A 12,176-nucleotide genomic window follows, 5' to 3' on the forward strand; every position below is an offset into this window, starting at 1 on the left:
GCCCTGAGTCGCTGCCGTCGTACTGTGAGCGGGTTCCGATCTTCGGGCTCAACCCATACATTCGGACCATCTGCGACCAGCCGATTGAGGCAGACGGGTCATGGATGCGCGCCCGGCTATCTCACTACATAGGGGGGCAGCTAAGCAGCTGCGGGGGCCGCTACTACCAGGGCGGCTGTCCACCCTGGATGCAGAATGACGTAGAGCCCGAGCGGTACATCGAAGACAACTACCGGGTTACGTGGGAGACTATTCCGCCGGGAGAGCCCGGGCATCTGGACTGAAACATTGTGCGCTGAATTCCCAAAAGCCCCCCGGCGCGGCCGTGGGGGGGCCACCCGGGGGCGGGGATATTGGGGGGGTTTGCTTTGGCGAGAGTGAATCAGGCCAGCTGGCCGCTGAACGCGGCCACACCAAGCATCGCCAGGAACGCGGCCACGACAACCACCAGCTCTTCCTGTGGCATCCCTGGTCTCACGATGACGGCTGATCTTCCGGATCGAACACCGATAGATTCTCCGCAGCCTGCGGGTTACGCTGCCAGATCGCCTCGAACTCGAAGTAGTCGTAATGCTTGGGCAGAGTGCAGGCGTCGCGGGCGGCGTTGATGACCTCGACGCGGTGATGCCAGCGAGCGTCGTACACCGACCACGCGGACAACGATGCCACCTTAGTCTGCAGCGCCCGAATGTCCGCGGACTGCTTGCGGCACGTCTGGGCGATCGACTCGATGCGGTCCTTCAACGCGCGCAGAGCTTCGCTGTCGTCGTAGACGCCGGACCGCTCAGACTGGCGCCGTTTCTGCCGCTCATGCCACCACGTACCCAAAGGCAGCAGCTTTGCGACAGCAGCGTACTTCTCGGCCAGGTTCACAACCAGGGTTGACGCAAACATCAGCAGGGCGGCGATGCCGACCCACTGTTGCGGTAGGTGCCGCCACCAGTCCTCATGCATCATGGCGCCGCCGTCGCGCGAAGATCCAGTTGCCCACAGCCCCGCCCAAAAGGTCGTAGGTGTTCAGCCACCCGTACTGGGGGTGTTGCTGCATCACTGCCACGAATGAGCCGAGCGCCAGGGCCAGGTAGATGCACATCAGCGCGGTGTGCGCGAGAAACGACGGCCACGCCCGCGGGTTGGGGCCGGGTAGGGTTTCGGTGCCCGACATGAGGGCTTCGCCGAGCCAGCCGAGGACACCGAGGCTGATGTACACCGCGCCCCACGCCCACAACGGTGCGCTGTCCTCGACTTGGTTCATTGCCGCGAACTGGCCGGCCGGGGCGGTCACATAGTTGACGCCGCGGACCACGGCCTCACCGAGCAGCGCGATCTGACCGACCCGCAACGCCCGGTCGGAGACGAAGCGGTAAGTCACGCGTCGCGGCGCGACATCAGGGTGGATAGCTTGCTCGCAGCCGTAGGCAGTTGTGCGCCGGCCACGGAAAGCAGCAGCCCGTAGAGGAAGCCTCCGCCGGCGCCGATGGCCACCCCCATGGAGGGGACGCTCAGGTGGGCGGGGGTGTCCACGGACGAGCCGACTGCGCCGAGCCCCCAGGCGGCCAGGGCGAAGGTGGCCGAGTAGTGGGCGGCGCGCGCCGCAGTCGCACGCCAGAAGTCAGCGGTGAAGATGTCGCCGGTGTTGGACATTGCAGGTCAACCTTTCCGAGTTAACGGGGATACCCGCAGGTCAGCGTCCCGAACGCGCTTCGTCGCGGCTTAGCGTGAAAGAAGTAGCTATGCGGCGCGGTTCTCCGGCCGGCTGGCCCAGTCCCGCACATGCTGAATTCCGAGCTGAACGAACGTCGGACCGCCCGGCCACGCAGGGTCCCATTCGTAGCGGATGTGCGGTCCGGTGCCTTGGAACAGGAATGTCAGCGCCAGGCGGGCGGCGGCGGCCGCGGCGGCGGTGCCGGTCAGCTGTTCCAGTGGCGTGCCCGTCTGGATGAGTCCCGGCAGGGCGGCCATCAGCTTCATGAAGCCGAAGCTGAACAGTCCGGGGATGCCGCCGGACAACGCGGCTAGCACCTCGGGGACTTCGATGCCGGCCAGCTCGATGGCCTTGGGCAGCATCGTGATCCCTTCGCGCATCGACGCCATCAGGTCGGAGAACGCAAAGCGGGTGGCCAGCCGGTAGAAGAGCTCCATGATTTCTCCGACTGTGCCGCCGGGGATTTGGGCGTACATGTCGCCTTCGTGGGTGAGCCAGATGGTGCGCCAGTCACGCGGGTTGCCCTGGGTGAAGTCGGCGATGCCGTTCCCCCATGGCACGACGGGCGCGGCGAAGAACGCGCCACCGGCGGGACGTGTCGGTGAGCCCAACCGAAACCCGCACAGGAAGTTCTCCGGGAAGTTCTCAAGAATCCACTGCTCGAACAGGGCGGCGATGACGTCGCCGGCCGAATAGCCGCCAACACCGGCCTTGATACGCGGGTTGACTTTGCGCCGGGCGATGAAGTCGGCCTGCGCGATCGGCAGCGCCTTCTGCACACAGCCCCACATCGACGCGGCGCCGATGCCGCCTTGCGTGGCGCCGACTGGGATACCGCCCATCGTCGCGTCCCACGGGGTGTTGATTTCCTCGACCAGGTCAGCTGCGCCTTGGCAGACGCGGCTGACCGGGTCCTGGCCGACGATGCCGCCAGTGCCGCGGAACACGTAGAACGGGTGCCGCACTCGGGGTTTGGTGATCACGCCGGTAGTGGGATCGCCGATCAAGCCGAGTTGCCGTTTGACCGCCCAGTCGAACACGCCGCGGGTGTTCGGGTCCGGCGGTGTGCGGCGGCCCTTAATGACCTGGTCGTGAATCGCCTTGCCGTACCGGACCAGCGCAACACCGAACTCGTGTGTGTACTCGTCGCTGGTGCCGAGCCCGCGGCCGTAGCTGTACTTCGCCAGTTCACGTTTGGCGTCGCTGATCAGCGGATCAACATCGCCGGGTTGCTGCGCGGGCTGCCAGGCCATCACGACACCACCACTCCAGGCTTGTCCTTGTCATTCGTCCCGCACAGCTTGTCGCGGACCTCAGCCAAGGCTTCGACGATCGTCTTGCCGCCGAGCATGTTCCAGCGCATTGTGAGCTGGTCGTCAGCGGGCCCGACGATGACCGGCTTCTTGGCCGGCGGGGCCGGGGGCGGCAGCGCGGAGGGTGCTCCTCCCGCATACTTGGCGACTGCGGCGGCGAACACGTCCCACGGGAATCCGTCGCCGACATCGGTGTGTGTGCCGTCGCCCAGCACTTTCGTCACATACCGGTGGTCAGAGATGCCGGGTAGCCGGCCGCTGTAGGGCGGTGCGATGACGTTCGCGGGGAAGCCGTACTTCTTCGCGTCCTTCACCGCCAAGTAGGCCGCGACGTCGATCGCTTTGGCCTGCTTGAGCCAGTCGGCGCGCGACCACGAGGACCGGGACCCCGCGAAGCACAGGTTGATTGAACGGCTGTTGGCTGACAGCACGGACCAGGATGCGCGGTCAGTGTCCACGCAATCCACCACGGTCACCCCGCCGTCTGCAGCTTGGGAGATGGTGTAGTGGTAGGAGACCTCGTTGGCGTTTTGGAACCACTTGGCGAGGTTTTCGGCGGCTGCATCGCCGCCACCACCCTCCTGGGTGTGCAGGAAGAACGCGTCGACCTTCGCTGAGCGGCTGCTGTTGTTCTTGGACCAGACCGGGAACTCGTTGAATGCCGGACGATTCGACACGGCGGCCTCCTTGGGAAGTGGGATCGGCTTGCTTTGCCGGGTATGTACGTGGTCTTGGTGGCCGCCGTAGTCGGCGCCGTAGTAGCCGGTGGTGCTGACGTCCTGGCCGCCGGCGACGCCGACGCGTCGTCCGGTGTTGGGGTTTTGCCAGATGACCTGCTCAAGGGAGCCGCGGATGGACAGGCAGTATTCGGCGAAGCGTTGCATCGCATCGACCGGGCCGGTCCAGTCGATGGCGCGGTTCAACCGTTGGGGGTTACGTGCGAAACCTGCTTCGATGCGGTCGGTTTCCTGATGGCCCGGGTAGGTGCTGGCTTTCAGCCCGAACGCCTCACCGAGCCGGTACACCCACGCCGGAAAGCCGGGTGCGCCGTAGTAGATGCTGGTGCCGGCGGGTAGTCCGTAACTCATCTCTTGCCGGCCAGTTGCGAGAAGATTTCCATGGCGCGGGCGATGATCGGATCAAGGATTTGGTCGTCAAGTTGGCCGGGAATAGCGTCGGTGAGCCGGTCAGCACCCTCAACAGCGCCGCGGGCCGCAGCCTCAGTCACAGCCGTCACCAAAGCGGCGGTGAGCGCGGGTATCCGCTTCTCGATCTCAGCGGCGATGGTGTCGATGACTTTCGGAATGAGCCGGTTCGCGTGATCAGCGAGGACGTCGATCACCTTCGGGACAACACGGTCGCCGATCGCGTCGCCGATCCGTTGGAGGATGCCCATCAGCGGTGCCCTTTCTTGTGGTCGTCGTGGTGGTGTGCTTGGAGTTCGCCGAGGATGAATCCGATTGCGAGCAGCGCGGTCCCGGCGAACAGCAGCCACAGGGCGGCGTCGCCGAAGGTGATGGTCATCGGCGTAGCGGACGCAGCCAGCGGGCCAGCCGGACGGGGAGGCGGTGCAGCAGCCAGGCGCGCAGCACGTAACGCAGAGCGACGTGATCCACTGCGGGACAACCGCATTGGATGCAGCGCGCCTCCGGCGCAGTCACGGCCGGCTACTTGGCCGACTTGGTTGTCTTGGCGCGGGCCATCGGCTCCCACGACTGGACAACATCCACTTCCCACCGGCTCGCGATCCGCAAGCCTTGGTCGGCTGAGATGATGGCCCACGCGTTCGGTTGGTTGATCTGGCGGACCGCAATGGCGCGGCCTCCGGGCTCAATACGGACATCACCGTCGTCGTAGGTGGTGGGTGCTGGCTGTGTCATGGCTGCGTCTCCTTGGGGTCGGGTACGGATTCTTCGGGTGGTGGAGGTGGGCTCCAGGTGGTGATGTCGTAATTCGTTTCCACGACAGCGTTTTCGAGTACACGCACCGAGAATCCGTCGAAGGTGAACCACTGGGTGTTCTCGACGACGAGCTTCGGCACTGTGGTGGGGGTGATCTGGTTGGCGGCGATGCCGTCGTAGAGCCGCATCTGTTGCCGTGTGGTTTCGGTGGGGTGGGGCAGGATCATCCACCACCAGCCGCCGGTCTGGATGAAGCGTGCGCCTTCGAGGACGTCGAGTGCGGTCGCGCCGGTGAAGTGCCATCCGAGGATCGGCGTTTTCAGGCCGGTGACGGGGTGGGGGTCTTTCGGCGTGAGGACGTGTGTGGTCACGGGCGTCTCCTATTGGTAGGCGCGGATGTAGACGATGCCGGGGCCGCCGGCGCCGCCGTTGGTGTAGGTGCCGACGGTGCCGGGCGAGTTGCCGCCCGCGCCGGCCCCGCCGGGTTGTGCGCCGGATGCTTGCGGGCCGCCGCCGCCCGCCCCGCCGTAGTAGAGAGTCGCCACCCCTCGGGCATCGGTGACGGTGATGTTGCCGGGGCCGGGGGCGGGTGCGACGCCGTAGGCGGAGGGGGAGCCGCCGTTGCCGCCGCTGGCGCCTGCGGCGGCCAGGGTGCCGTAGCCGGGGATAACGATGGTGGTGCCGCTCGCCGCGCCGCCGGGGTTGCCCAACGGGGAGCCGGCGGTTCCGCCGGGTCCGACGTTCAGGGTCAGGTTGGAGCTGCCCATCTGGGCTTTGGTCAGGGTGGCGCTGCCCCAGACGCCCGCACTGCCGCAGTTACCGCCCAAGATGCCTGCGCCGCCCTGCCCGCCGGAGCCGTCGGAGCAGTAGATGACGTCGAAGTAGTTGGCCCACGGGTAGGTGATGGTCGGGTTGGTGATCGACTGACCGGCACCTGCGCCGTAGGTGGCCAGGACTGGGGAGTACTGGGTCGCGCCTTGAATGCCTGACAGCCCGCACCAGGGCACCAGCGCCGACCACGCCATCGGTGAGCTGACGAAGGTGGATGGGTTGGCGATGGTGACAGGCAGGACGTCAACTACGCCATTGAGCGGAACGGCCACGCTACCCCAGTTGTTGGGTGAAGCCGCGGCCAACGTGGCGGTGTTGTTGTTCGTCGATCCTGTGCCCAACCTGTCACCGAGCGTGATGTAGCCGGGTGTCCCTCGCAACGTGCCGGGACTGTAGCCCGATGAAGCTCCGATAGCTCCGAAAGCGTGAACTACCCGTTGCGTCGCGGGCACGGCCGGTGAACCGCCCGACATTGATGTACCGCCACCCGAGGCGGTGACCGCAGCTCCTACAGTTGAGACATTTCTGTATGTCGCTCCCTGAATACCGATATTGGCAGATGTTGCGATTGCGACGCCGGAGATGGGGACGGCACCGCCTGATGGTGGATTAGCCATTCCGTATAGGGTGGTGTAACCGATGGTGCCACCCGAATTATATTGCAACACGCTGCCAAGGTTGGTCATGGCTACGCCGTTGCAATAGACGTTGATGCTTGTGGTGGTGAAGCAATAACTGGTCGCCGCCACGATCAGGTAATCGCCAGCGGTAATAGCAATCGTGGTGGCGGCTGTCGCACTTCCACTACCCGAAGCATTTACCGCTGGACTGACGGTCTGGAATGACGGGGCGAGATCAATGTCCCGCGACGCTGCGGGGTATGCGGGGATGGCGGTCGGGTGGTAGGGCAGCTGCGCGCTCATCGTCTTACCGACGATGTTGTAGGTGCCGGTGCCGCGCACGATGTATTCGATGGCGTACAGGTCGCCGGGGGTTGCATTGATCTGGTTCAGCGCCGGTAGCGTGACGTAATTCCAGACCGGAACGCTGCCCGTGCCGACACTGCCCACGATATTGGCGGTGGAATAAAGTCGCGTCATCACCCCGGTTGTCTTGTTGACGCTGTGCAGTACGACATAAAACTCGGTGATATTTGTCAGCCCGTATCCAAGCCAGCCAATGGACTGTTTGATGCCGCCATCGCGGATAGTCACATAGCCGATAGCGGACTTGGTCTGCGTAATACCAATTGTTGGCAGGGTCGACGATCCATTGACCTCGGCGAGATCGAATGTCGCGTCCATCGCCTTGTCGAGATTGGCGTAGGTGGTTTTTTGAACGGCGCGCGCGTTAACTGTCGCATTGGTGTCGGAGGCGATCTTGGCGACCGATCCGGCCGGCGCTGCGCCGCCGGGGTTGTAGCCGAGGTAGTTTGTGATCGCACTCGTCAGCGCGTTACCCCACTGCGCCAGTGAGGCATTCGCGCCGGAGTTGACCGCGCCGAGGGCCACCGCGCCCGCGTTCACTGTCTGCTGGATCGCTGTGCCTATGTCCGCCCCGCCGAGCAGGCCCGCGATGTTCGCGTTGGGTATCGACGCCGCCAGCGCCGACAACTCCGCCGCGGTGTGCCCCAGGGACGGGATACCCCACGCGTTCATCAGGGTGTCGATTGGCGCCACCCACGGCGCCACCGCTTGCTGGATAGTGCCGGTCAGGTTCGCCGAGTTCAGCGGGCTCGCGCTCGTCAACGCCGCCGCCAACGCCGACGTCAGTCCGGTGACCTGGGAGATACTCGCTGAGATCCCGGCGGGCAGCGAGCCCGTCCCAAGGCCGGCGAGGTTGAGCACGCCGCCGGAGGTCAGGTTCGTCAAATAGCCTGACAGGCCAGTGATCTGGTTGATAGCTGACGTGACACCGACCGGCAGCGAGCCGGTGCCCAGCCCGGTCAATGCCAAGATGCCGCTGGGGTTCAGGTTCGTCAGATAGCCGCCCAAGCTCGGCATCTGCGACAGCGGAAGACTCGGGATCGACGGCAACGGCACACTACCGCTCAACAGATTCGCCGGGATAGCAGACAACCAGGAGATCAGCGTTTGCAGCGCCGCGCCCAGCAACGAGAAAGTCGCCTGCCCCGTCGCCGACAAGAAGGTGGCCGTGTCCGTCGCCACCGCGGTCAGCGCATCACCGAGAGCCACCCACCCGGAAGTCGTCTCCTCGACCGTGGGCCACCCCACAGGCTGCCCCGACACCAGCTGCAGCAGCTTCCGGATCGGCATGAAAATCTGTTGGATCGCCAACAGGACGGCGTCGTCGCCGGTGTAGGTGCCGAGGATCGCTTCCATCAGGCCGACCAGCTCGCCCACTACCGGCAAGCTCTCGATGAAATCGAGCAGCAGCGGCGGAATATCCTCGGGCCCATTGATATCCGCCGGGTCTGCGTTGGCGATTGCCGAGTTCACCTCAGACCAGATGCGGGTGATGATGCCGAACGGCGACAGATCCGACAGGACACTTCCACCCGTCGACCCATCGAAGATCGACGGGAACCGCTGGCTCGCCAGGTTGCGCATCGTCTCCGCCGCAGTGTCCTGCACCTTAGCGGCCAGCGTGTCGATCGTCATCCCACCGACCGGAAGGTTCGGCACACCACCGGGTACCGTCACCGGCGCACCGCCCGCGCACGCTTGTTGATCCGCGACGGCGGCTCAGGTGCTTGCGCGACACCCACGATGAACGGATCAGCCTCGGTGTGCTGCGGCGGATCAGGCAGCTGGACCGACTCCTGGCGCACACCATCAGTGATCCAGGCCGGCGCATGGACCGCTGCAGGATCGATGTGCTCGGTCTGGCGGATACCGAGCGCGACGAGCTGCGCGGCCAGATCGGCGACGACGGGCTGCAGCACGTGCAGCGGCATCTCCGTGGCCGTCAGCAGCGCTGAGGCTAACGCACCGCCGAGCGCTTTCGTCTGCCCTTCGATGTCGTCGGCGGCGGGAATCTTCTTGGGCACCACCTTTTCTTCGATGACCTTGTCGGCCAGCGCTTTCGCCGCTTCCGGCGTGAGGCTGCTGTCGACGGGTCCAACCTGGCCGACGGGGCCGGCCTCATCATCGCTCACCACAGTCCGATCTCCTGTAATCCGGTCATTGCCTTGCCGATCAGCCCGGCCATCCGTTCGAGCGCGTCAATCGAGTTGCGGGTGTCACCGAACTTCGCCTGAATGTCGACACCCCTGCCGTCGCCCCAGCTGATGTCGAGACTGCGGCAGCGGCGGACGAACACCCGCGGCATCAGATACTTCGACGTGCCGCCGACGCGGTCTCCGAGCCACCAATGCCCAAAGCCGTTGTCTCCGATCAGCCAGGGCGCAGCCTGGGCGACGGTCAGGGTGAACGCGATGTCAGGGTCGGTCTCGCGGCGCCGCCGCCTCAGATCCATGATGCTCGCGGCGGTGAACGCCTGCGTCACGTTCGTGGAGGTGGTCTCAAGGTAGTGGCCCCATCCCTGCCGGGCGACGCGCAGCAGCAGCGGCACGCTCATGTGCGCGAGGATCGAATCCCGGTAGATCGGGTTCAGGAAGCTGTCGATCGCACCGCCGAGTGAGCCGACGGACACCGTATAGCCGACACCGAACGAGATCGCCGCAGAGATGTTGTCCCCCAATACATCTCCGCCATACTGCACGGCCGCCGAGATCAGCTCGTTGACGCCAGGCATCGACTGGCCGCCGACGGTGATACGCCCGGCCCCGCCCGGCGACCGGGAGAACTCGCTCGTTTGGATGCCGGTGATATCGCCATCGCGGTAGACCACGTACGGGTGACCCGGCAAGGTGCCGAGGATGCCTGGCAGCCGGTAGTACTGGTCGTCGATCGTCTCGCCGGTGAACAGGCTGTAGGAGTCCTCGACGTAATTCGAGAGAACGTCGGCGATGGTGCGGGTCAAACCGGTCAGCAGGTTTCCGCCGATCGAGGTGCCCTGCCGGAACCCAGACTTGTCCTCGATGCCGACAATTAGAACACCGTTGCGAAGCCACCAAGTGCCCGCACCGGGCCACGGCTCCGGGTCACCAGTGAACCAGCGCCGCAAATCCCACTGCAGCTCAGCATCTTCGAGGATCGGGGCCGCCACATCGAAGATCGACGTCTTGATACTGCCGACCACCAGCGCCAGCGGGGCCACCGAGTCGCCGAACGCGCGGGGCTTGATGACGATCTGCGCATGCTGCCAAATACCGCTGAGCGCTCCGAGAATCCCCGGGATAGTCCAGTTCGCCGGATTCAGCAGAGCCATGATCGATTCGATGCTGATGTTGGTCAGCTGCAGCCGGATCAGGTTCGCCGCGAGAGTCAGCAGGATCGCATGGTCCGCCTGGGCCAGCAACATCCACGCCTTCGGCTGCTGAATCAGCGACAACGGCAGGAACGGATTACCCGCGGTGTGAACGAATTTCAGCTCTTCGATGTCGTCGAGGAAGTCGATAACAACCTCGTCTCCTTTCTCGCCGCGTACCACGGTGACGCCGTTCTGCGGCTTCATCCGGCCGCAGATCCGGGCACCCATCGTCTCTACCCGGATGTGAATATTGCTGGTGCCGCGGGCTTCTTCGTCCAGAGCCCAGAACGCCGCCCAGGTTCCGCGCCGGTCGTCCAGGTCGATCGGCAGCCGCAACTGGATGCCGCCGGTCTCGTTGACGATGGGATTAAGCGAGCCGCCGAGTTCGCCGGCCACGGTGCCGCGGTAAATCCAGTCGCCGTCGTAGAGCATGACAGTGGGCGGGTCGTAGGCCCGTGCGATCCGGTAGTCGCGAACCTCACGCGCCCACTCTGCGAAGTCGTCGTGGTCAGTGCCGGTGAACGGCTCAGCGAACGCCGCTGTCATTGCAGATCGCCTATATATCTGCGGCATTCATCGCAGAACTTGTCCGGTGAACAGCCAGTCTTGATCTCATGCGCCTGCCGCAGCGACAGGCCAGATTCGATGACCGCTACGCCCTCCTCTGTGATGCGCACACAGTCTTCACGCGGTTCAGACATTTTCGAGCCCACTTTCCGCCGACCAGAAGCGGCGTTGCCGCAGCGTCACTCTGGCCCCGGAAGGTCCAGAGCAGACCACCGGCACCAGCACCGGATCATCCTCGGTGCCGGTGTAGGGCGGCACCGCGTAGAGCGGCTCAACTCCGTTGAACAGCCCGGCCGCATTCGACAGGTCCGCGCTGACGTAGGTGTCCATGAACGGGTCGGACATCACCGACAGCATTTGACTCAGCGGCGGGGTGACGATCATCCGCGCGGCATCCGCACCAACCGGCCGGCCCCACTTGCGTTCCTGGCCGAACCCGAAATCCGGGAACTGCCACCATGTCGCCGGGTCCAGCTCCCATTCCAGCCACAGCTTCTGATCAGTCGGGTTCCACACCTCGAACCACGAGGTGTTCGGGTTCGCGGTCACACGGGCAACCGGCGCGATCGCAGTGGTCTGCCCCGTGAACAGGGAGACCAGGAAGCCGGCGAGCGGGCCGGTGGCGAACGACAGGACGTGCCCGAAGAACGTCGCCGCGACCGTGACCCCGCCGACACCGATGTTCGACAGCTGCTCGATGGCCTGCTGCAACGTAGCCGCCGAGGAGAAGAACGAGATCGGCGCAGTGGTCTGCCCGCCGATGGTGATTTGGTAGCTCAGCGTGCCCAGCGTGATCGAGAACGCCAGCGGCGCCAGCGCGGCCCCGTCGACCGTGAGCATCCCCGGGCGACTTACCGGTGTGAGGACGGTCCAATGCCGGGGGTCACCTGAGACGGTGACATTGCCGGCGCCGAGGGTGGGTAACGCTTCCAGCGCGGACTGCACCGTCGCCGAGGATGCGTTGACGTCGAGGTACCCAGTCCAGGAGCCGGCGTAATTCAGGCGGAAGCTGCCCGAGGAGGACGCGAGGTGGATGGTGAAGTTCCCCGAGTTGGTCCACGACTGGACGTCTTCGGCGCTTTCGTACATCGGGTTGTAGGCGTGGGTGGACACCACAGCGTGATAGAGGTCGTCGACGGCGGCGTCGAACCCGCCCTCGGTGGTGTACTTGATTTCCTTGGCCAGCCGCAGGATCAGCCACCGCGGCCCCGATGGGCCGTCCCAGGTGCACTTCACCTTCTGCAAGTTGCCCGGTGTGCCCCACAGCCGCTGGAACCGCGGCCGGGATTCCGGGGTGAGCCAGAACGGCAGGATCGGCTCCCGGATCGGAACGTCCTCGTCGATAGGGCGCCCGCCGATCTGGAAAGCGCCGGACTGGGTGCGGACCGTGAACCCGACGTCGTAGACGCTGTCAGGGTCGGTGTCGAGAACGATGTCGTCCTGGAGGAATGCGTCATCGGGCGCGGAAACGACGACGCTGTCACCGTTGGACGATTCGAGGGTGATCGTTGCGACAGTCATTGG

General features: G+C 65.1%; 13 protein-coding genes. All 13 read right to left on the reverse strand.

Translation table 11 applies throughout. The annotated features are described in order from the left end of the window. Window positions 1-474: 474 nt before the first annotated feature. A complete protein-coding gene (locus QXK92_RS29330) occupies window positions 475-957 on the reverse strand; it encodes a hypothetical protein (protein ID WP_306247705.1) in 483 nt (160 codons plus the stop codon). Then, entirely contained in the window at window positions 947-1,372 is a 426-nt protein-coding gene (locus QXK92_RS29335; RefSeq protein ID WP_306247707.1) for a hypothetical protein, read from the reverse strand. The genes QXK92_RS29330 and QXK92_RS29335 overlap by 11 nt, the downstream gene beginning before the upstream one ends. Further along, window positions 1,369-1,644 (reverse strand): hypothetical protein, encoded by a 276-nt coding sequence (locus tag QXK92_RS29340; protein ID WP_306247709.1) that lies wholly within the window; start codon window positions 1,642-1,644, stop codon window positions 1,369-1,371. The genes QXK92_RS29335 and QXK92_RS29340 overlap by 4 nt, the downstream gene beginning before the upstream one ends. A gap of 87 nt (window positions 1,645-1,731) precedes the next feature. Next, the gene (locus tag QXK92_RS29345) at window positions 1,732-2,958 is read right to left on the reverse strand and encodes a hypothetical protein (protein WP_306247711.1); all 1,227 of its coding nucleotides are present in this window, start codon (window positions 2,956-2,958) and stop codon (window positions 1,732-1,734) included. Further along, window positions 2,958-4,106 (reverse strand): N-acetylmuramoyl-L-alanine amidase, encoded by a 1,149-nt coding sequence (locus QXK92_RS29350; RefSeq protein WP_306247713.1) that lies wholly within the window; start codon window positions 4,104-4,106, stop codon window positions 2,958-2,960. Before QXK92_RS29350 ends, QXK92_RS29345 begins: the two co-directional genes overlap by 1 nt. Beyond that, entirely contained in the window at window positions 4,103-4,360 is a 258-nt protein-coding gene (locus QXK92_RS29355) for a hypothetical protein (protein ID WP_306247715.1), read from the reverse strand. The genes QXK92_RS29350 and QXK92_RS29355 overlap by 4 nt, the downstream gene beginning before the upstream one ends. 53 nt (window positions 4,361-4,413) lie before the next feature. Further along, the gene (locus QXK92_RS29360) at window positions 4,414-4,542 is read right to left on the reverse strand and encodes a hypothetical protein (RefSeq protein ID WP_306247718.1); all 129 of its coding nucleotides are present in this window, start codon (window positions 4,540-4,542) and stop codon (window positions 4,414-4,416) included. A gap of 143 nt (window positions 4,543-4,685) precedes the next feature. After that, window positions 4,686-4,898 carry a hypothetical protein gene (locus tag QXK92_RS29365; protein WP_306247720.1) on the reverse strand — a complete coding sequence of 71 codons (213 nt, stop codon included), beginning with the start codon at window positions 4,896-4,898 and terminating at the stop codon, window positions 4,686-4,688. Further along, window positions 4,895-5,290, reverse strand: coding sequence for a hypothetical protein (locus QXK92_RS29370; protein ID WP_306247721.1), 396 nt, complete (start codon window positions 5,288-5,290; stop codon window positions 4,895-4,897). Before QXK92_RS29370 ends, QXK92_RS29365 begins: the two co-directional genes overlap by 4 nt. Window positions 5,291-5,299: 9 nt before the next feature. Next, the gene (locus QXK92_RS29375; RefSeq protein WP_306247723.1) at window positions 5,300-8,413 is read right to left on the reverse strand and encodes a hypothetical protein; all 3,114 of its coding nucleotides are present in this window, start codon (window positions 8,411-8,413) and stop codon (window positions 5,300-5,302) included. Then, entirely contained in the window at window positions 8,410-8,868 is a 459-nt protein-coding gene (locus QXK92_RS29380; RefSeq protein ID WP_306247724.1) for a hypothetical protein, read from the reverse strand. The genes QXK92_RS29375 and QXK92_RS29380 overlap by 4 nt, the downstream gene beginning before the upstream one ends. After that, window positions 8,865-10,631, reverse strand: coding sequence for a hypothetical protein (locus QXK92_RS29385; protein WP_306247726.1), 1,767 nt, complete (start codon window positions 10,629-10,631; stop codon window positions 8,865-8,867). The genes QXK92_RS29380 and QXK92_RS29385 overlap by 4 nt, the downstream gene beginning before the upstream one ends. Window positions 10,632-10,778: 147 nt before the next feature. Next, window positions 10,779-12,173, reverse strand: a complete 1,395-nt coding sequence (locus QXK92_RS29390; RefSeq protein ID WP_306247728.1) for a hypothetical protein — start codon at window positions 12,171-12,173, stop codon at window positions 10,779-10,781. Window positions 12,174-12,176: the final 3 nt, after the last annotated feature.

This window comes from Mycobacterium sp. TY815, from assembly GCF_030755135.1.
Classification (GTDB): domain Bacteria; phylum Actinomycetota; class Actinomycetes; order Mycobacteriales; family Mycobacteriaceae; genus Mycobacterium.